Origin of the sequence: Photobacterium sanctipauli, from assembly GCF_003026495.1 — a bacterium.
GTDB classification, from domain to species: Bacteria; Pseudomonadota; Gammaproteobacteria; order Enterobacterales; family Vibrionaceae; genus Photobacterium; species Photobacterium sanctipauli.
Genome location: NZ_PYMA01000028.1, coordinates 1 through 20,221 on the forward strand (window position 1 = coordinate 1; position 20,221 = coordinate 20,221).

General features: G+C 51.2%; 15 protein-coding genes and 1 pseudogene. 2 read left to right on the forward strand and 14 right to left on the reverse strand.

The genetic code is table 11. The features are described 5' to 3' along the window. Positions 1 to 210: pseudogene (locus C9I98_RS26735) on the forward strand (hypothetical protein); the annotation flags it as partial. Here C9I98_RS26735 and pmbA read toward each other — a convergent pair. Next, positions 173 to 1,516: a metalloprotease PmbA gene (pmbA, locus tag C9I98_RS25215; RefSeq protein ID WP_107272631.1), complete on the reverse strand. Its 1,344-nt coding sequence runs from the start codon at positions 1,514 to 1,516 to the stop codon at positions 173 to 175. The pseudogene C9I98_RS26735 and the gene pmbA sit on opposite strands and share 38 nt — an antisense overlap. Positions 1,517 to 1,685: 169 nt before the next feature. Between pmbA and yjgA the strand changes: the two genes are divergently transcribed. Further along, complete coding sequence (gene yjgA, locus C9I98_RS25220; protein WP_036818491.1) at positions 1,686 to 2,210, forward strand: ribosome biogenesis factor YjgA; 525 nt, start codon at positions 1,686 to 1,688, stop codon at positions 2,208 to 2,210. A 91-nt stretch (positions 2,211 to 2,301) separates the two neighbouring features. Here the strand turns inward: yjgA and tldD are convergent, their stop codons facing one another. The 13 genes from tldD to C9I98_RS25285 all read right to left on the reverse strand — a co-directional run bounded on the left by tldD (position 2,302) and on the right by C9I98_RS25285 (position 20,167). Next, positions 2,302 to 3,750: a metalloprotease TldD gene (gene tldD, locus C9I98_RS25225; RefSeq protein ID WP_036818490.1), complete on the reverse strand. Its 1,449-nt coding sequence runs from the start codon at positions 3,748 to 3,750 to the stop codon at positions 2,302 to 2,304. A gap of 51 nt (positions 3,751 to 3,801) precedes the next feature. Further along, a complete protein-coding gene (locus C9I98_RS25230) occupies positions 3,802 to 4,620 on the reverse strand; it encodes a carbon-nitrogen hydrolase family protein (RefSeq protein WP_036818493.1) in 819 nt (272 codons plus the stop codon). 78 nt (positions 4,621 to 4,698) lie between these two features. Then, on the reverse strand, positions 4,699 to 8,580 hold the full coding sequence (locus C9I98_RS25235) for a YhdP family protein (protein ID WP_036818489.1): 3,882 nt from the start codon (positions 8,578 to 8,580) through the stop codon (positions 4,699 to 4,701). A gap of 18 nt (positions 8,581 to 8,598) precedes the next feature. Further along, on the reverse strand, positions 8,599 to 10,068 hold the full coding sequence (gene rng, locus C9I98_RS25240) for a ribonuclease G (protein ID WP_036818487.1): 1,470 nt from the start codon (positions 10,066 to 10,068) through the stop codon (positions 8,599 to 8,601). Positions 10,069 to 10,081: 13 nt separating this feature from the next. Then, a complete protein-coding gene (locus tag C9I98_RS25245; RefSeq protein WP_036818484.1) occupies positions 10,082 to 10,654 on the reverse strand; it encodes a Maf family protein in 573 nt (190 codons plus the stop codon). A gap of 108 nt (positions 10,655 to 10,762) precedes the next feature. Beyond that, positions 10,763 to 11,251, reverse strand: coding sequence for a rod shape-determining protein MreD (mreD, locus tag C9I98_RS25250; protein ID WP_036818481.1), 489 nt, complete (start codon positions 11,249 to 11,251; stop codon positions 10,763 to 10,765). Continuing rightward, on the reverse strand, positions 11,241 to 12,101 hold the full coding sequence (gene mreC / locus C9I98_RS25255) for a rod shape-determining protein MreC (protein ID WP_036818479.1): 861 nt from the start codon (positions 12,099 to 12,101) through the stop codon (positions 11,241 to 11,243). The genes mreD and mreC overlap by 11 nt, the downstream gene beginning before the upstream one ends. Positions 12,102 to 12,141: 40 nt before the next feature. Further along, entirely contained in the window at positions 12,142 to 13,185 is a 1,044-nt protein-coding gene (locus tag C9I98_RS25260) for a rod shape-determining protein (RefSeq protein ID WP_036818477.1), read from the reverse strand. A 115-nt stretch (positions 13,186 to 13,300) separates the two neighbouring features. Beyond that, positions 13,301 to 17,800: a DUF6701 domain-containing protein gene (locus C9I98_RS25265; protein ID WP_107272632.1), complete on the reverse strand. Its 4,500-nt coding sequence runs from the start codon at positions 17,798 to 17,800 to the stop codon at positions 13,301 to 13,303. Next, the gene (locus C9I98_RS25270; protein ID WP_036831711.1) at positions 17,793 to 18,221 is read right to left on the reverse strand and encodes a hypothetical protein; all 429 of its coding nucleotides are present in this window, start codon (positions 18,219 to 18,221) and stop codon (positions 17,793 to 17,795) included. Before C9I98_RS25270 ends, C9I98_RS25265 begins: the two co-directional genes overlap by 8 nt. Then, positions 18,211 to 18,963, reverse strand: coding sequence for a PilW family protein (locus C9I98_RS25275; RefSeq protein WP_036831709.1), 753 nt, complete (start codon positions 18,961 to 18,963; stop codon positions 18,211 to 18,213). The genes C9I98_RS25270 and C9I98_RS25275 overlap by 11 nt, the downstream gene beginning before the upstream one ends. Then, a complete protein-coding gene (locus C9I98_RS25280) occupies positions 18,963 to 19,658 on the reverse strand; it encodes a type IV pilus modification PilV family protein (RefSeq protein WP_036831706.1) in 696 nt (231 codons plus the stop codon). Before C9I98_RS25280 ends, C9I98_RS25275 begins: the two co-directional genes overlap by 1 nt. Further along, the gene (locus C9I98_RS25285) at positions 19,658 to 20,167 is read right to left on the reverse strand and encodes a prepilin-type N-terminal cleavage/methylation domain-containing protein (RefSeq protein ID WP_036831704.1); all 510 of its coding nucleotides are present in this window, start codon (positions 20,165 to 20,167) and stop codon (positions 19,658 to 19,660) included. Before C9I98_RS25285 ends, C9I98_RS25280 begins: the two co-directional genes overlap by 1 nt. Positions 20,168 to 20,221 lie beyond the last annotated feature (54 nt).

A 20,221-nucleotide genomic window follows, 5' to 3' on the forward strand; every position in this document is an offset into this window, starting at 1 on the left:
GGCTTCCTTCAGACCCTACCGTTGGCCAATAACGCCCTTGCCATTCGGATTATCTTCCCCTTAGTCGGGGCGATTCAGGTTTCTTTCAACCTGACGGGTTTGCCAGCTTTGCTGGGCAAACAAAAAAAGCGAGCCATTGGCTCGCTTTTTAGTGATTACAATCTTACGAGGCTTACTCGCCAGCAATCTTCATGGTGTCCAACAGCATAGAGCCGGTCTGGATCTGGCTGCGGGTTTCGGTGTCGCTGCCAATCGCCACGATATTTTGCATCATGTCTTTCAGGTTACCCGCAATGGTGATTTCGCTCACCGGATACTGGATTTCGCCGTTTTCAACCCAGAAGCCTGCCGCGCCACGCGAGTAATCGCCGGTCACAATATTCACGCCCTGTCCCATTAGCTCAGTCACCAGTAGGCCGCGATCCATTTTCTTTAGCATCTGCTCAAAGCTTTCACCGGTCGATTTCACCAACCAGTTATGGATACCACCGGCATGGCCGGTTGGCTGACGGTTCAGCTTGCGTGCCGCATAGCTGGTCATCAGGTAAGTCTGGAGCACGCCATCGGTGATGATCTCGCGGTCTTGGGTTGCCAAACCTTCACTGTCAAACGGGGTACTCGCCATACCGCGCAAGATGTGCGGGCGCTCGCTGATATCCAGCCATTCAGGGAAAATTTGCTCGCCCAGCTTATCAAGCAAGAACGATGACTTACGGTACAGGTTAGATCCGCTGATCCCCATCACCAAGTGACCAAACAGGCCGGTCGCGATATCGGCGGCAAACATGACCGGCGCTTCGCGGGTAGACAGTTTTTGCGGGTCAATACGGCCAACAGTACGTTCGGCAGCATGGCGACCTACCTTTTCCGGGGTCCATAAATCAGAGGCACGACGAGCCGTGGTATAGCTGTAATCTCGCTCCATCTCGCCATTCTTGCCCTCGGCAATCACGCAGCAGCTAGTGCTGTGGCGGCTGGATGCATAGCTAGCCAACATACCATGGCTATTACCGTAGACGCGGATGCCATAATGGCTATCGTAGCTCGCGCCGTCGCTAAACTTGATGCGGGAGTCAAACTCAAGCGCCGCTTGCTCGGCTTCTACGGCAATCGATGCCGCATGATCCGGCTCGGGCTCGTCTGGGTGGAACAGATCCAGATCAGGAATATCTTGCGCCATCAACGCTTTCGGGCCAGGGCCGGCAAAAGGGTCTTCCGAGGTATAGCGGGCAATATCAAGTGCTGCCGCGACCGTCTGGGCAATCGCCTCTTCACTCAAGTCAGAAGTCGACGCACTGCCTTTGCGCTGGTTGCGGTAAACCGTGATGCCCAAGGCACCATCGCTATTGAACTCAACGTTTTCAACTTCGCACATCCGGGTCGAAACACTGATGCCCGTGGTTTTGTTGATTGCCACTTCGGCGGCGTCAGCTTGTTGGCCGGCCATCTCCAGCGCTTTTGCCACTGCTGCTTCCAGCTCGACTCGCTGTTGTGCTACCTGTTCTTTCACGTCCATACTTTTATATTCTCAATAATGGCTTACCCCGAACCAATCTAGGCGATCATTCCGATAAACCAATGAAATAGGTATTACTCTTAGGATAACACCCTCTGTGAGGATTTTGCGCCCCAAATCCCGATTAAACTGGTAAAATAAAAGCAAATGCAATTCCTATGAGCCTGTTATGAGCCGTAAAAACCAAAAAGCCCCTTGGGAAGAGGAAGAAGAAATCATCTGGGTAAGCAAATCCGAGATGAAGCGTGACATGGAAGCCCTACAGAAATTGGGGGAGGAGCTGGTCGAGCTAAAGCCAAATGCACTCGCCAAGATCCCGCTTGATGAAGATATGCTGGAAGCAATTAAAGATGCGCAGCGCTTCAAGAACGAAGCCCGCCGCCGCCAGTTGCAGCGCATCGGTAAACTGATGCGCCAGGTGGATCCGGAGCCAATCCAAGCCGCACTGGATAAACTCAGAAACAAGCACTCGCAGGCAACAGCCGAGCTGAAAAAGCTTGAGCAAAAGCGCGATAAGCTGATCGAAAACGGCGACAGCATGATCAACGCCATCTTGGTGGATCACCCGCATGCCGACCGCCAGCGCCTGCGCCAGCTTGTTCGCCAAGCGAGCAAGGAAAAAGCGCAGAACAAACCAGCCAAGGCGTACCGCGAGATCTTCCAAGTACTCAAAGAGCTGTACCTAGAAGACTAATCGCTGACTGAGCCATGCTCATTCACGGATACAAAAATGCCAGCAACGATGCTGGCATTTTTTTATTAGGCTAGATAAGCGTGGCAACCGCTTATTGCGTTCCGCCTACGGTCATCGAGTCAATCTTCAAGGTTGGCTGACCAACGCCAACCGGCACGCTTTGGCCTGCTTTGCCACACACGCCGACACCACGGTCGATATCCAAATCATTACCCACCATCGACACCTGCTGCATCGCTTCAATACCACTGCCGATCAGGGTGGCGCCTTTGATTGGGCGGGTCACCTTACCGTTTTCGATCAGGTAAGCCTCTGATGCCGAAAACACAAACTTGCCCGAGGTGATATCAACCTGGCCGCCGCCAAAGTTCGGCGCGTAGATCCCCTGCTTCACGCTGGCAATGATCTCTTCCGGCGAATGCTCACCCGGCAGCATGTAAGTATTGGTCATGCGCGGCATCGGCAAGTGAGCGTAAGACTCACGGCGACCGTTACCGGTTGGGGCAACCCCCATCAGGCGAGCATTGAGCTTATCTTGCATATAGCCTTTTAGCTTGCCGCCTTCAACCAACACGTTGTATTGGCCAGGTGTGCCCTCATCATCAATGTTAATCGAGCCACGGCGATCCTTAAGGGTACCGTCATCGACAATCGTACAAAGGGAAGAGGTCACCTGCTCGCCAAGCTGACCAGAGAACATCGACGAGCCCTTGCGGTTGAAATCGCCTTCCAGGCCATGGCCTACCGCCTCATGCAATAGCACGCCCGGCCAGCCCGCACCAAGTACAACCGGCATGGTACCCGCTGGGGCTTCATCGGCATCAATGTTAATCAACGCCTGGCGCAATGCCTCATCCGCGTAGTTCAGCGCAACGGTTTTCCCGTTGGCACCCTTGGTCTGGAAGTATTCGTAACCATAGCGGCCACCGCCACCAGCACTGCCGTGCTCGCGCTTATCACCCTTCTCGATCAGCACACTGATCGACAGGCGAACCAGCGGGCGAATATCGGCAGCATAGGTGCCGTCAAGGGCTGCCACCATCACCTGCTCATAAACGCCGTTAATGCTCACCGACACCTCTTTCACCATTGGCTCCTTGGTGCGGATATAACGGTCAATTTCTTCCAGCAAGGCAATTTTTTGGAATTTATCAAAGCTATTTAGCGGATTCACCGGTGCATAGATGCTTGACGGGTTAGTGGGCACAAACGCCTTCACCTTACCATCACCACCACTGCGGGTAATACCGCGCGCGGCTTTGGCACTTTGGGTCAGTGCCAGTTGGTTAATTTGGTCTGAATAAGCAAAGCCGGTCTTCTCACCGGAAACAGCGCGCACCCCAACACCACGGTCGATATTAAACGAACCGTCTTTAATGATGCTATCTTCAAGAACCAATGACTCATGCCAGCAGGACTGGAAATAAATATCGGCATAATCCACATCCCTCGCGGCAATCATGCCCAAGGTCTGGCTTAATTCTTCTCGTCCCAACCCCGACTGGGCCAGCATTGTCTTTTCTACAGTTTCCAGCGTCATCTCTTGTGCTCTTGTTATATTCCGAACACCCGCGATAGCGGCGTGGCGGTATTATCGCTGGTGAACACCAAAACGCGTGTGTTGCACCAGTGGCATATTTGTTCTTATTGCTTGGCTGAGCTCCAAATCCACATCAGCCAGCAGTACTCCCGTTCCTTGTTGCTGGCAAGCAACCACCTGCCCCCAAGGATCCACAATCATTGAATGACCCCATGTTTCGCGGGATTCATTGTGCTCACCCCATTGTGCCGCGGCAATCACCCAGCACTGGGTTTCAACCGCACGCGCCCTTAGCAATAGCTCCCAATGGGCTTTCCCTGTCACCTTGGTGAAGGCAGCAGGAACAACTATGATATCGGCACCTTGTTCACGTAATGCCGCATAAAGTTGGGGGAATCTGACATCATAACAGATTGATAGACCAATGTTGCCATACGGCGTCGCGATCACCTTGATGTCGCTACCCGGCTTGAAAGTATCTGATTCCCGGTAACTATGGTGCTGATCTTCGACTTCGACATCAAACATATGGATCTTGTTATAGTGCTCGCGGCACTCGCCCTGATCATCAAACACCAAGGCCGTTGTCGTAATAGCGCCATCGGGCTGGCGAATTGGCATCGAGCCAATCAACACCCAAATTCCCAACTGGCGAGCCATTTGGGATATCGCCGATTGCAGCGGCCCCTCACCCAAAGGTTCGGCGTGCCGCTCATAATCACTTCGGGAGCCAAACACCAAGCAGTTCTCGGGGGTTAGTACCAACTTCGCCCCTTGCAGTTGCAGCCCCTTTAGCTTCAACTTCAGATGCTTAAGGTTCGTTTCAGGGTCGGCGCCTGAATTCATTTGTACGATGCCAACTTTTGCCATTACTTTCTCCCTAGCATCATCGGCTGCAGACCCTGAGATCGCCAACCGATGCTCCATGCTGTTCTGCTTTTGTATTGATTATTGTTGTTTTTTCAAATCTTCCGGCACAGTGTATTCACCGGTAAAGCGTGACTGCTCGGTAACAACCGGCGAGTCAATCGAGCCTTTCACCCGGTAATTAACCTGGGTAAATACATCCAATACCGGTGACAAGGCTGTCGATATGGCAAAGACATAGATGGCCGTTTGCGGTGCGACGGCAAACGCCGTTAACACCGGAATACCCGATGTAAAGTCAGGAATAAACCTCACCCGCGCATCGACAGTCTCATTTACAAGATTAGCACTTCCCTGAATAAACATATCCCCGGCAAGTGCTTGCATTTTAATGTCTGTTGTTTCAAAGCGGCCATTTTCAATATGGCCGCTACCACGAATATAATTAAAGGCCAGGCCATCATCGAAGATCCCCGAGAAGTCGAGCTGCATCTTGCGCACAATCGAGTCGATACTAAATAGCCCCAACAAGCGTCCGGCACCACCGATATCGCTGATCACCCCTTGTCCGGTCTCCGACTTCAACTCACCAGAGAGCGTCTCGCGGTGCATAGACCAAGGTGCCCCTTGCCACTGAATCGAAGCATAAGTGTTGAACTCCGCGCCTTGGATGCCACCAGAGATACCAAAGCGCCCCATCAAGTCAGAGCTGTTCTCGCCATCAATATCGAAGGCTATCTGGGTTTCGTTTCTATCGCCCGACAATGTCCAGTGGCCATCGAGGTTAAGCGATGTTGCGCCGGAGTCGACGGTAAAATTCAGCAGCTCAATGGTATTACCATCACGGCGAACCTTCCCGGACACTTCGCCCAGACGGTAGCCCTGTAGCCAGGCATCATCCATGGTAATGTCCATTTCGGGGATCTTGGCCATCATGCTACGGTCAAACTCTGTCGCTGGCGGAATATCGCGTTGCGGCTGGTACTTCTTACGCGTTTCTTTCTTTTCCGGAACGACCATGTCTGGAATATTGAGGTGCAAACTCTCTAGCGCAATGCTCAGAGGTTTACCCTCTGGCCAAAAGGCCTCGCCCTTGGCTTCGCGGCTGCCGAGTAATATATGCCATTGTTTGTTCTGGTTGCGGATAGCCAAGTCCACCCGGCTCCAATCCAGAGTCGCGAGCTTGAGTTGGCGAACCTGGGCGTTCACCCTCGTTGGCACCGGAATAACAGGCATGGTCGTCAGTTCATCAGACTGCGCTGATTCGACAATTTTCTCGTCGATATCACTAAATAGCTCAATCCAGCGATCAGCATCTAGCGTCGGGCTGTTTATCGTCAACGCATGGTTGCCCTTGACCAGTGACTGGGGCCGGCCTGTGCCGACAACCCATTCGCTGGCATCTATCTCCAACCGCTCTGGCACTAGATTGATCATCGCTTGATACTTCATATCCGGCGCCGTGATCAGTCCGGTTAATGACTGGGCATTGCCTGAAGCCGTCAGCAAAATATCATCACGCTTTCCGGCCTGATGCGCCAGCGGGTACGGCAGTTTGCTATTGATATCATCGAGACCGGCCTGCAGATCAACCCGGTAGTCAAAGCCGGTATCATGCAAGTCAATATCAACCTTGCTTTGCCACTGGCTGATCCCTGATACATGGGCGAGTAGCGGATCCTGCAAGTGGGCTTGCAGCGGGGCCACTTGCCACTTGCCGCCTAGATCAATCCCCACTTTGTAGCCGGTCTCAACGCTATTACCGGCAAAGCCAAAGGTAATTGGCTGCGAAAGCACATTTGCCGCTAACTTGTCGCCAGTGACAATATCGTTATCAAACTCGATGATCCCACTCACCTGCTCAAGCGGAATTGGCGGCGTATCGATGGCCACTTGGTTATCAGCCAGTTTCGCGCTCCCCCATGCCCGTACATCACTGCCGTCAAAAGGAATATCTAGCTGGAAACTAGACGTCACCGGCCCGCTAACTTGTACCGTGGTTAAAGCGGCCCCCACCGAGTCGACCAATGGCGTGGCCATCATATAGTCACGCACCTGCTGACCTTCGGCCGCGACATCAATGCTCAGCTTGAGGTGGCCATCGCTGCTCAGTTCGGCATCACCCGTCACCTGCGAAGCCGTTGCCCCCATTGTTTTGGCATGGGTGGCATCGAGGTACATAAAGTCGTTCTCGAACAGTAAATCAAGATCGAGGTCGGTCAGTTCAGGCCAAGCCGTGTCAAAACTGAACGTGCCTTTGCGCATGGGTACATAGGCTTGGAAAATACCGTTGTTACCGCCGTAAGGGAAATCAGCCAACTCGCCATACCAAAGCAGCTGGGCATGTTCTGCCCGCCCGCCACGTATTGCGGCAGACAAGTAATCTGTCAAGCTCTGGCCCAGCGCCAAGGTTGGCAGGTAGCGCCAAGTTTCACCGGCCTTGCTCGCGGTTGCCTCGCCGTAAAACGACAACCAAGAGGGGGCATCAGCTGGAAAGTCCAAGCGGAACTGGCCATCGGCGCTCAAATGCGGGGTGCTTACCGTTAGGTGATCGCTCCACAAGCGCCAACCGTCATCGCCCACTTGCCAATATGCTGTCACATCACCCTGGTCGATTTGCAACGGCGCTTGGAATACCTCGCCGTAAGGCAGCTGATCATCGCGCAGCGACAATACCGCCTTGCCGCCGTTCAGATCGCCGGTCACTTTTGCATTTAACTTATGGATCGCCGGCAGCAATTCCCATTGCGCCATACCAAACTGCTCAAGCGCCAACGAAAAACGCGGTGAGCTTTGCTGGTCTGCAGCCACCCGAATGTCCCGTAGGACACCCGCCGGTTGCAAGGTATTCACCATTTCAAACGCGGTACTGTCATCAGGCATAAAGCTAATGAATGGCCGTAAATGGGAAAGCGACAGCTGGGTGATTGCCAATTGCCAGCCATCAGGCTGCCAACTTGCCGCCATATCAAATGCAGGCCAAGGCTGATCATCGGTTTGCAGCTCCATTTGGTCGCTATCAACCCGCCAGCCCAGCTCGCCGTCATCGCGCAGAATAGGCTCTAGGCTAACCAAGCCTTGGCGAATTCGGAATTCGTGCTTCTCCTCTCCCTGCTGCCAGCGTAGATAGCTGTTATCCAAGCGAAGCAGGCTCTTGAGCAGGCGGCCACGCTCCATGGTCAGCCAGACCTCGGTATTGAGGTTGCTGCTAGTGATATTGGCTTCGGTGTTCTGCTTTTTGTTCAACCAAGGGGTAATCGACAAGTTGCGCGCCTGAACATAGAGCTCACCGGAGAGCGCGGCTAGCGAGTGCTTGTCGGATAAGTTAGCAATCACTCGCATTTGGCTGAAATGGGTATCGGCGATGCTGATCACCCCTTCTGCCCGCCGTTGGCCGCTGCGGGTGTCCCACTTCAAATCTTCAATGTTAACGGTAATTTTTTCTTCGGCAGGCGACATCAAGGTGACAGCCGAATTCCTGATCGAAAACTGCCCCAACTGAACCAGCAGCAGCTCCTCGAGCCGCTCGATTGTCGATGCTTGGCCACGCTTTTCGCGCTCGCCACTATCACCCGACAGGCCAGTTAACTGGGTTAAGTCAAGACGCAGCTGGTCAATGCGGATATCTTTGAAGACCGGGTTTAAGCGCACCACGGAGCCCAGCATATCGAGCTGCATGGAGACATCACCGACTTCGACCAGCGAGTCCGGGTTGTCAGGTATCGTCAACCCAACATCTTTAAGCACCAAGGATGGCCCGAAGTTGAGCCAGTGGCCCTCAACATGGGAAATATCGACTTGCATACCAGCTTGGGCAGACGCCCACTGGCGGATGGGCTCACGGTAATCGTTAAGCTGGGGAAGGAAAAGACGCAGACCTGTAATCGCAATTGCGGCCAGTATCAATAAAATCAGCACTAGCCACATTAATCCACGTACCAGACGAACTGGAACTGTTGTCACTCAATTGCCTCGCAAAAATTACATCATTACGACGTCGAACTGTTCTTGAATATACAGCGGCTCGGCTTTGATCTTCACCTGCTTGCCAATGAACACTTCCAGCTCTGCCAACGCATGGTATTCATCGCCGGCCAATGCTTCTGCAACCGCAGGGGCGACATACACCACAAAGCGATCGGCATCGTAGGCGCGGTTGACCCGGGTAATTTCGCGCAAGATTTCGTAGCACACACTCTCAACCGTTTTCACCGTACCGCGGCCTTCACAGGTCGGGCAGGTATTACACAGCACATGCTCGATACTCTCGCGAGTACGCTTACGGGTCATCTCTACCAAGCCTAGCTGAGTAAAGCCATTAATGTTGGTTTTGACGCGGTCGTAAGACAGTGCCTGCTCCAACGCGACCAAGACCCGGCGCTGGTGATCTTCCAGTGCCATGTCGATAAAGTCGATAATGATAATGCCGCCAAGGTTGCGCAGGCGCAGCTGGCGGGCAATGGCCTTGGTGGCTTCGATATTGGTATTGAAGATGGTCTCTTCAAGGTTGCGACGTCCCACGAAGGCACCAGTATTGATGTCGACGGTGGTCATCGCCTCGGTTTGGTCGATGATCAGGTAACCGCCCGACTTCAGCTCAACCTTGCGGTCCAGCGAGCGCTGAATTTCGTTTTCCGTATCGTAAAGATCGAAAATTGGCTGCTCACCGGCATAGTATTCCAGCTTCTCACTCAGCTCCGGCACGAATTCATCGGTAAACTCCTTCAGCTTCTCAAAGCCCAAGCGAGAGTCGACCTGAATACAGTCAAGCTCGGTGCCAACAAAGTCGCGCAAGATACGCTGGGCCAAGCCCAACTCGCCGTATAGCATCGATTTGGGCTTATGCTTGGCACGACGTTCAAGTACTTTGCGCCATAGGTGCTTCAAGAACGCGGCATCCTGAGCCAGCTCTTCGTTCGTCGCCCCTTCAGCGGCAGTACGAATAATAAAGCCGCCCAAGTCATCACAGTGCTTGTTGACGACTTTCTTCAGGCGCTCACGCTCGCTCTCGCTTTCAATACGCTGGGAAACACCAACGTGGCCAGCGCCCGGCATGAAGACCAAATAACGCGATGGCAAGGTAACATCCGTCGTCAAGCGGGCACCCTTGGTGCCCAGCGGATCTTTCACTACCTGAACTACCAAGTCCTGCCCTTGGCGGACAAGCTCGGAAATATCGCGTACTTGAAATTGTTGTTTTTCGTTTTCTGCCACACACTCAGTGTGCGGGACGATATCGGATGCGTGCAAGAATGCCGCCTTTTCCAGGCCGATATCAACAAAGGCCGCCTGCATACCTGGCAGTACGCGGCTCACGCGCCCTTTATAAATATTGCCGACAATCCCGCGTTTCGATTCTCGTTCGATATGAACTTCTTGCAGGTTACCCGCTTCAATCATTGCAACGCGGGTCTCGCTCGGCGTTACGTTAATTAGCAGCTCTGTGCTCATGGTTGCCTCTAAATTATAAACTTAAAAAGTCTTGAACCATGATGTCGGTTTCCACTAACGGTAACCCCACCACAGCATAATAACTGCCATCGATACGCTCGATAAATTTGCCGCCAATTCCCTGAATACCATAACTTCCGGCTTTGTCTTGCGGTTCTCCGCTGTGCCAATAGGCTTCTATTTCTTTATCAGACAAAGTCTTGAACCAAACGTTCGTTATAACGAGTTTGGTTTGCTGCTTCTCGGCCGTTGCCAAGGTTACCGAAGTCATTACCTGATGCTGACGGCCAGAAAGCAGCGATAACATTCGCTTGGCGTCGGCAAAGTCCTGGGGTTTTTCCAAAATGGTCTCATCCACTACCACGATCGTATCAGCACCGAGTACCGGCAACTGCCCGTTCGATACCGCCACGCCGGCCTGGGCTTTCTCTCGTGATAAGCGCTGTACATAGTCTGCTGGTCGCTCTCCCGGTTGATGCTGCTCTTCAACATCAACGACGATCCGCTCGAAGGTATAACCAAGTTGGGTTAGTAGCTCCTTACGGCGAGGTGAGCCTGAAGCTAGGTACAGTTGCAGTGTAGGCATGATGATAACATTAATTTTGTTTAGTATGACAAATCAATTGCGATCTGCTCATTGGTCCGATGGTCATTCTACAAACTAGCACCGAACAGATCGCATTTGGAAAAAACTTTAACGAATTGAGAACTTACGACGCATTCGCCGTAATAGCAGGAACAGCCACGGCCACAACAAGAAGTTGAGCAGCACAGCCCACAAGCGTTGCGGATCGAAGGTGATCTCTGAAACGAGGTACTCCGCCCAGAATTCCACCAGCTTGCCCCCTAGCGTTAGCAGCGCCACTAGCATGGCCTGTTGCCAAAGCGACAAATTGCGAAGCACCTGAAAGTTCAATGCCACGATATAGCATAGCACCGACATCATCAGCCCCCGCACGCCGAGCGTAGAGCCGAGCATCAAATCCCACAGCAAGCCAAGGAGCAAGGCGGTACCGACATTGACCCGGTGCGGCAATGCCAGCACCCAGTAGAACGCCACCAGCATGATCCACGACGGGCGGAAGAACTCCAACTGCCCCGGCCAAGGTGCAACCTGTAAAATCAGCGCAATAATGAAAGACAGCCAAATCCACATGCGGCCATTAGGTCTACTATTCGCCACTGTTGAACTCCCCTTCACTCAATGTTTCACGCGGTGTCGGCCACACCAATAGCAAGTAGCGCAAGCGGTCGAACTGCACCGTCGGCCTTGCCTTGATCTGGGCAAATGGGCGTTTGTTGTCAAACGAGAACTCGGTAATGTAGCCAACCGGATACCCCTCGGGGTAACGGCCGCCCAAGCCCGAGCTCACTAGCAAATCACCGACTTCGATATCGGTACTGCTTGGCACGTGCTCCAGCTGGATCTGGTCAATCTGGCCACTTCCCGATGAAATAACGCGGATATCATTTCGAACAACCTGCACCGGAATGGCATGGGTCGGGTCGATAAGCAGCAGTACCCGGCTGTTGTGCGCACCCACGTATGACACCTGGCCAACAATGCCCTTTTCATTAATCACAGGCTGGCCTTCGTAAACACCGTCGATCCGCCCTTTGTCAATCATCACCTGATGGCTATACGGATCCGAGTCGACCGCCATAACCTCGGCAATCAACTTCTTTTCATCACGAACAAATGGAGAGCCCAAAAGCTCGCGCAGACGCTGGTTTTCTTGCTTTAGCTGCTCAAGCAACAGAACATCGCTCTGCTGAACAAGCAAGTCTCGTTTCAGTGCTTTATTTTCTGTCAATAACCGTTGGTGCGAGCTCAGTTGCCCGGATACACCGCCCAGCAAGTCGCGGGGTAAGTTTGCAGCATATTGAAGAGGGGCAATGGCCGAGTTCAACAGGTAACGGACATTGGCAAAGGCATCAAGACGGCTGTCGGCCAGCATTAAGCCGACCGACAGTAATATGGCAAGAAACAGGCGCAATTGCAGGGATGGCCCCCTGCCGAATATAGGTTTCATCTAACGCTATAACCTGTTTGTTGTCATGCCCGAACGGGCATTATTCTTCGCTAAATAGATCGCCACCGTGCATGTCGATCATTTCCAGAGCCTTACCACCACCACGGGCAACACAAGTAAGCGGCTCTTCAGCTACAACCACTGGAATACCGGTTTCTTCGGTTAGCAGGCGATCAAGATCGCGTAGCAACGCACCACCACCAGTCAGTACCATACCGCGCTCAGAAATATCCGAAGCGAGTTCTGGCGGACACTGCTCCAGCGCAACCATAACGGCAGAAACGATACCGGTTAGCGGCTCTTGCAGCGCTTCCAAGATTTCGTTTGAGTTCAGGGTAAAGCTGCGTGGCACACCTTCAGCAAGGTTGCGGCCGCGAACTTCGATTTCACGCACTTCGTCACCCGGGTAAGCAGAACCGATTTCGTGCTTGATACGCTCAGCGGTTGCTTCACCAATCAAGCTGCCGTAGTTACGGCGCACGTAGTTAATGACGGCTTCGTCGAAGCGGTCACCACCGATACGAACAGACGATGAGTAAACCACACCGTTTAGCGAGATAACCGCAACCTCGGTAGTACCACCACCGATATCGATCACCATCGAACCTGTTGCTTCCGATACTGGCATGCCGGCACCGATTGCCGCCGCCATTGGCTCGTCAATCAGGTAGACTTCGCGCGCACCAGCACCCTGGGCTGATTCACGGATAGCACGGCGCTCAACTTGGGTAGAACCACAAGGAACCGCGACCAAAACTCGTGGACTAGGACGCAGCAAGCTGTTGTCATGCACTTGCTTGATAAAATGCTGCAGCATTTTTTCAGTTACGTAGAAGTCTGCGATAACACCGTCTTTCATTGGACGGATAGCAGCAATATTGCCCGGAGTACGGCCTAGCATCTGCTTGGCGTCGTGACCCACTGCGGCCACGCTCTTGGTTGCTCCGGCACGATCCTGGCGGATCGCTACTACTGATGGTTCGTCTAGTACGATGCCCTGTCCTTTGACATAAATAAGGGTATTGGCTGTACCCAAGTCAATAGACAGGTCATTAGAAAACATGCCACGAAGTTTTTTAAACATAGTCTTCGGCTAATCCTGCAAGCTCACAAATTCGTTAAATTGCGCTAAATGTATCAAGGGGCACGGATCGAGACAAGGCAAGGATTGTCAAACCTGCCACAGATCCGCATTTTATTTAGTTGAGCAATGTATTAATGCCCTTTTCACCGCGATATATGATGCGATCGTTACCGCGGTAGACTCCGAAAGTCACCACAGCGGATGGATCGGTATCGCCTTGCTCGCTCCAATTGTACTGCAACCAAGGCAGATCAGAAGCCGTAGGGATCTTAGGCGGGCACGTTGGCACGGCACTACTGTTTGACAACCGCTGACCAAGTTGGATCTGTTCTCGGTAGCCCGCATCCACACTTTGCGGATGATTAACCAGTAAACGCCCTTCACCTTTTATCACCGCACTCGATTGCGGATCACTATCCAAAGCCGATTGCATACTATCGGGGAAAATCAGCTCGCTACAACCGTAATTACTCCCGTATACGCTAAAATCATCATCTTCGTTGGTAACAAATTGGGTATCACTATCTTTGTAATACTCAATAACAACAGGGACTTTCGCATCCTGAGTAACAGGGACTGTGACATCTTCCATTCGCATCCGGCCATAGCGTAGCTCAGGTATAGTATCAAATGGCGCCATCTCCTGCGTTAAGATACTGCCAATTACCTCAATATTGCCCTGCGACTGGGAACGTATTTCGGCAGGATCTTCACTTTGGGCAATAAACACCCCCCAAGTACTGTTACCACTATTCCATGGCGGCTCAACTTCGGTCATTACTGGGACACTGTCATAGCCTTTTCGTTCAAGTTTCCAATCCATGGCGGTAATGGCATTACCCCAATCAAGCCAGGCTCCGCGCGGCGACATCCGCATGGCAAAGCTATTGTTATTCTCATCAACCGCTTCCAGAGCCAAGCGCGCCTGATAGAACTGGCTAAAGTGCTCATAGTTTACAACCTCTTCCCCTGCACGGTTCTTTGCCAATACACTAAAGCTCGCTGAGAATGCCTGCCCTAGATAAGCGAACCCGTGCTGGGCGTTGCCACCATTTGCTGGATAGCCAAAACTATTGCCGCTTTGTACTTCAAAGTAAGCGGGGTATATGCGGCCAACGGGGCGATACCCCATATTGATATCCATCCCCAAATAGTTAGCTTGGGTGTCTGCCTGTAGCAGAGTACTCCCCACCTCGTTCCAGTTCGCGGAATACACCAGCCCTGCCGCGTCCATAACTTCGGCATAGCTCAGGGCGCCACTTTTCGCCCCCTCGTCTGTTGGCGAATGGGGCTTCACATCATCTCCGGTTGGGATCGAGAGCCCAACCACTGCCGCTGGGGCATCATCGGCATAGAAGTTATCGGTGACCATTCGCTGGCACATGCCTGAACTATCGACAGGGCCGGTTGCATTGCCGCCGCTATCGATATTATTGTTGCCATCGCCATCGAGCCAAATCACCGGTTTCACCTCGGTGGTAAAATTATCCCCGGATGCAACAAAGCCATTGCCGCCAGAGGCTGTCCCTGACGCAGCTTCAATATAGGGTGATAAGTAGTTACACATGGCGAAGGTATACGGGCGTGCCAATACCGTTTGCGAGCCTTCAAGCCTTGTCCACTCACCTAAATCTGCTTTAGACAGGGTTTGGACTTGCGGCAAAATTTCGCACCCCGTTGCGAGGCTACAGTCAGGGTCGTGAATGCTCAGCGTGGTTTGGCCTGCATCAAGATATTGCAGCTGGGCACTGGCAACGCCCTGATCAAAGTCGAGCTTGATCTCGCCACCTTGCCACGGATCATTATTAGATTTTCGAAGCTGCAACAATTGGCTTCCCGAGGCTGGGGCATCATAGCCGGTTTCAAGCTTGATGGTACGCTCGCCATCGTAACCAACCGAGACCTCGCTGCTATCAACTGCCTTACAGGCCTTGGCTTTAATCGCAATTGTCGTAGGCTTACCGGCAACAACGGGAATACTGCCATCCCCAATTTCAAACTTGAATGGGACAAAGCCATATTGCCCGGAGGCTGTTTGACCACTATCTGTTGAGAGCGCTCCCGTCGCAGAGATGGTCCCAACCACATCGCTTTTTAGCCACAGCTTAACCTTACCCTCGCTATCGACTGAAAAGCCATGCTGCTGGCTGATATCCAGCTTATCGCCTTCTCCACCGGTTTCTTGCAAGTACCAGAAAGCCTTGTTAGTCGCCGCCAAAGATGTAGTGATATCAACATTGCCGGGATAACTACCAGCCGGCGCGCCATTGCCATCGAGTACTTGAAACTCAATCGGCAGTCGGTCACAAGTCAAGCTGTAACTCTCAGTTGGAGTCACTGTCAGGGTATAATTATCATCACTGCCAAAACATTGGTGTTCGGTGCGACCGATAATCTGGTTGCCGCTGCCTTCAATCACAACAAACGGCGATGCAACACCGCCAACAATGGTGTTGTCATCTCCCTCAACAAAGAAGCCTTTCTCCTTGTTGTTGCCCTTATCCGTGTAAGTTTCCGGCGGCAAATAAAAATAAGCATGGACTAGCGCGTTTTTCACTTTCTTATCCAGCTTTACCCCAGCCTCTTTTCCATGGCCCACAAACAGCAGCTGCTCGCTGATACCACTGGCATTGATTTGCATGCCTTCTTTTTTAAAGTGCAGCTTTTCATAGTGGATAAGCACATCACCCTCAAGGATCACCGTTGAGTTCTTTTCAAAATCCAAGTGCTCAATCCAATACTCCCCCGCCTCCAAGGTAATGGTACTGCCTTCCTTGGCTTGTAAGCGCTTGTAGGCATCACTAGAGAAAGTACACGAGTCATTTTTTTTACATTGCTCATCTCGGCTTCCCGAAACAAAATCAGGCAGGGTCACCGGGTAATCTTCAAACGCTTTTGAGCTATCAATCAAACACTGATCGGTGCTGCCATCCGGGTACTGGCAGCTATTTCCGCCATCAAACTGCTTAAAGGAAAAGCTACGGCCATTTTGACTAACCGTGATCATGTTGTTGCTATTATCATCAATGATCAAATCACCGGCAGGTAGCCCAGAGGCGTAATAACTCGATTGCACTTCCTCTTTGACATAGGGACAGATATCAAGCTCAAATTCGGGTGGCGGCGTGGGCTCCCCACAGTCAAGAGGTTCACCAAACAGGTGGTTATTGCGCCCGGAAATTGAGAATTCACCAGCGGTAACGCCGCCGTAAAGTCGGTTATTTTCACCACTGACATCGAATAGCATCCCCGTGCCATTGGCCTCAACATCCAAATAGAAAAAGCCCTTAATAACAGAGTCGGCAACTTGATCCTTCACTTCCACTTTAGCTTTGCTGCCATGACCGATAAACAATAAATCCTGGCTATTGCCCTCGTGGTTTACCTTTATTTCGCCTTTCTTAAAGTGCATTTCCTCATAATGGATAATCACTTTCCCTTCGATTTTTAATGTCGAAGATTCATCAAAGTCAAAATGGCTGATCCAGTATTCACCGCTGGCCAGCGTCAACTCACTACCATCTTTCAAATCCACTTCATCATAATGGGTAGTCGTTAACCGACATTGCTCCCCGGCACTACAGGTGAAATGTTCGTTACTGGTCGCCTCAAAATCAGGAAGAGAGACGGGGAAATCATCATAGGCTTTATCTGGATTGATGACACACTCTTGGATGGTGCCTGACTTGGCTGGGTACTCACAGCCGATATTCGTTCCGCCTATCTGGACACTAAAAAACGATAACTCCCGATCGTTATCTGCCACATGAATATAGCTATCACTACCGGATAGCATTAAATTACCCCGGGGCTTCCCCCCGTAGTAATAGTTGGTTTGGATTTCATCTTTGACATAGTCACAAATTTGAATCTCGGTAAGAGGCGGAATGGTAGGCGTTGAACAATCTCCAAGATCTGCAGTAAGTACCCCCTTATCTTTCACATCAAGCTTATAGGTGGTTACCGCCCCTTTTACTTGGGTCTTTTTATCAATAACTACAGATTCAGCCGCGGCAATATATGCGCTGAACTCATGCTCCTTGCTACTCTTAAGCTCTACAACACCATCTTCAGTATGGGCAATAATGATAAAATTCTTTGGTGCAGCGGTATGAATGATCTGGGCATTATCATCAAGAGTCAGCTTATTTACATTCAAAGTAACAGCACCAGAAACCGTCAACTTACTGCTACCTTTCACAATGAATTCATCTACCCAGTATTCCCCTGCGGTCATGGTTACCGTCAGGCCATCCATTTCAACTTTTTCATAACGCCCTGGCGTGAGCGTACTTCCCGAGTCGAACTCCCTGTCATTATCAATTTCAAAATCAACAAAGGCAGGTTTATCCACCATTAGGCTATCTTTTTTCTGACACTCATTGCTGCCCTCACAGCTAGAGCCTTGCGAATCAACTTTTTTAAAGCCTAGATACTTACCATTCACCGCACCAAAAATACGCCCGGAGTCATCGATTTTGGCCTCGCCACTGTTCGACCACGTTTGCGCAGGCCCGGTAAACGGGCATTGGCTAAAATCAATGGCGCTATGCGCGATAGAGGGGAAAAGCAACAACACCGCTAGGCTTATAATCACTTGGAGTATTCTATTCATTATTCGCTAAATCCTTTGCCCAAGTTTCTTGTGTGCGGGTGGTTTCAAAAGCACCGGTACCGCAAGTCGCTGTCGCCTCCAGTTGGTATTTATACTTCTGGGTCTCGGCACCGCCGTACTCATGCTTGGTGCAGGTGAGGATTAATGCATGGCAGTCAAATAAACTTGGCTCCAACTCCCCGGTGTAGTCTTTACAATATTCAGGCTTCGAACTGGTTTCCCCTAACGGGAACAGCTTACTCAGCATGTACTCATTGCCCGAATGAGCAGCGTACCAAGCCCGGGTAGCAAACACCTCTCGCGATGTTGTATCTTGGCTCGACCAATCAATCTTAATCATGGCTGCCGCCATCACCGCCATCACCGTAATAATGAAAATAGAGACGATCAGTGCACTACCGCGCTGCTTGCTATAAAACATTAATCACCTGTACAGAGTGCTCGTAGGTTGCTGTTTCCGTTGATTGCTCACGCTGGAGCGTAAGGCGAATGTGCACCATGCCATTGCTATTCATGCCAAGCCCTTCGGTGTTGAAGTAAACCTCACTGACCTGCTGGGCAATTAAGTTATTATTTGAAACCGAAGCATTATTGGTTAAACGATGAAGTGAGCCTAACGTACTATCAAAGCAATATTGCACTTTCTCGCTATAGGCATACAGCCGGCTTGCTGGCGAGGAAGAAGCTAAGTCAGCACTGAGTTGCGCTGTTAATACGCCCGCATCAGGGCCATCAACTACCACTGTAATCGCATTGGTTTTAGTATCGTATTGCTCGGATGAAGAGAAGCCAACAGCGAGCCAGTAATTAGTGGTAATGGCCTTCCAATCACTGTCACTTCCGAGCGTCGAAGAGAAATCAATCGCCGCCCCCACAGGTTGATGAAGATAAAAGCCCGCCAGTTTTACCGGATAAAATGAAAGGCACCTTCCGCTTGAGTCAACCGACACACTGTTAGGGGCCGCATGGCGAATTTCACGGGTCATTTTCTCTAAGGCAAAACGGGCGATCAATTGGGTTCTGTCTCGATTAACCACACCCAAGTAGCCTTGTGCACCCAGCTGCAAGTAACTGCCAACCGCCAGAGAGATAATCCCAAGAATCACTAGGGCAATAACCATTTCCATCAAGGTGAAGCCTTGTTGGCTATTGAGCTTCTCCATCAGTAGTTACTCCTAATGGCAACAAAGTCATACTTACCGTAATTGCCTGCATCAACCACAACCTCAATGCGCTTATGCTGACGGGGAGGTTGCTCGATGTTCAAATCATTCGGATAGCTAACTTTCACATTCACCGTGATATTTTTGTAGTAGTCATTCTTGGCATTACTGCTTTCTGGCTCTATCAAGCTTTCAATAAAGCCGCGCCAAGGGTATGTCCCCCTATTGCCAAAGTTTCTCTCATTGCACAGCGTCAAGTCCCCCCAACAACCATGAAAATCATCCACGTCATTGGCCATCTCAACCTTCAAACCTCGCCCTAAGGTGTTACCACTTAAAGGATCGACATAATCATAATACTCAGCAGGGTCATCCTCCGGCCAACGATAATTATTGCCCGCAATAATTGGCTGGGAGCAGTCCTGATAATAATCCACACCTAAAATACGCACTGTTTCACCGCAACGGATAAGGCTGTCCCCGAAAGGGTCCGAATGCTCGTCAAACTTACGGGATAGAATTTCATTAAGAAACGCATTACCAATAGCGGCCGAACGCGCTTGATAATAGGGGGTTGCCGAACGTTCGGCCTGCGGAAAAAGAAAACTTGTCAGGGTCACCATTGCCACACCAAGGATAACAATGGTGATCACACCTTCAATTAAGGTGAAGCCTCGCTGGGAATAACGCTTCATCAGGAACATCCTCCCGACCACATATACCCCTCGCTGTTAATACATAGCTTGGCTTGCTCATTATTACGTGCGGTCACCGTCACTTCACAGCCTGAATTTTGGCATAGCGCGACTTTCTTATTGGTGCCATCAAACATAAATGGCCGGCCTAAAATATCGAAATAAATGGCTGAGGCCGATTCATTGACCGAAAAACTTACCCTATCGTTCTCGCTACTTAGCCATCTGCTTGATTGTAAATTTGAAGCACATTCAAGTGAGCCGAAATAATCCGACCTAACCACTAAGGAGTAGCACTGGCTCGGATCATCACTTGGTAAACTAATGGTTTGATTCATACTGAGTAGCTGAATTTGGCGGGCAATCGAAATGGCTTGGTCGCGGGCAAGGTAAGCATCAAAGCTGCTACGGCCAAAAATACGTGAGGCAGCCGTCACCGAGATAATACCAATCAGTACTATCACCACGATAACTTCGATTAAGGTAAAGCCGCGCTGATGTCGGGGCATGATTCCCCCAATAAATTCAAGAAGGTTAGTTTGCTATTTAATAAAGGTATCGAG

What these genes read in the sequence shown, in the direction of transcription:
- pmbA (WP_107272631.1), bottom strand. Translation starts at nt 1,516, where the DNA reads ATGGACGTGAAAGAACAGGTAGCACAACAGCGAGTCGAGCTGGAAGCA.
- yjgA (WP_036818491.1), top strand. Translation starts at nt 1,686, where the DNA reads ATGAGCCGTAAAAACCAAAAAGCCCCTTGGGAAGAGGAAGAAGAAATC.
- tldD (WP_036818490.1), bottom strand. Translation starts at nt 3,750, where the DNA reads ATGACGCTGGAAACTGTAGAAAAGACAATGCTGGCCCAGTCGGGGTTG.
- C9I98_RS25230 (WP_036818493.1), bottom strand. Translation starts at nt 4,620, where the DNA reads ATGGCAAAAGTTGGCATCGTACAAATGAATTCAGGCGCCGACCCTGAA.
- rng (WP_036818487.1), bottom strand. Translation starts at nt 10,068, where the DNA reads ATGAGCACAGAGCTGCTAATTAACGTAACGCCGAGCGAGACCCGCGTT.
- C9I98_RS25245 (WP_036818484.1), bottom strand. Translation starts at nt 10,654, where the DNA reads ATGCCTACACTGCAACTGTACCTAGCTTCAGGCTCACCTCGCCGTAAG.
- mreC (WP_036818479.1), bottom strand. Translation starts at nt 12,101, where the DNA reads ATGAAACCTATATTCGGCAGGGGGCCATCCCTGCAATTGCGCCTGTTT.
- C9I98_RS25260 (WP_036818477.1), bottom strand. Translation starts at nt 13,185, where the DNA reads ATGTTTAAAAAACTTCGTGGCATGTTTTCTAATGACCTGTCTATTGAC.
- C9I98_RS25265 (WP_107272632.1), bottom strand. Translation starts at nt 17,800, where the DNA reads ATGAATAGAATACTCCAAGTGATTATAAGCCTAGCGGTGTTGTTGCTT.
- C9I98_RS25270 (WP_036831711.1), bottom strand. Translation starts at nt 18,221, where the DNA reads ATGTTTTATAGCAAGCAGCGCGGTAGTGCACTGATCGTCTCTATTTTC.
- C9I98_RS25275 (WP_036831709.1), bottom strand. Translation starts at nt 18,963, where the DNA reads ATGGAGAAGCTCAATAGCCAACAAGGCTTCACCTTGATGGAAATGGTT.
- C9I98_RS25280 (WP_036831706.1), bottom strand. Translation starts at nt 19,658, where the DNA reads ATGAAGCGTTATTCCCAGCGAGGCTTCACCTTAATTGAAGGTGTGATC.
- C9I98_RS25285 (WP_036831704.1), bottom strand. Translation starts at nt 20,167, where the DNA reads ATGCCCCGACATCAGCGCGGCTTTACCTTAATCGAAGTTATCGTGGTG.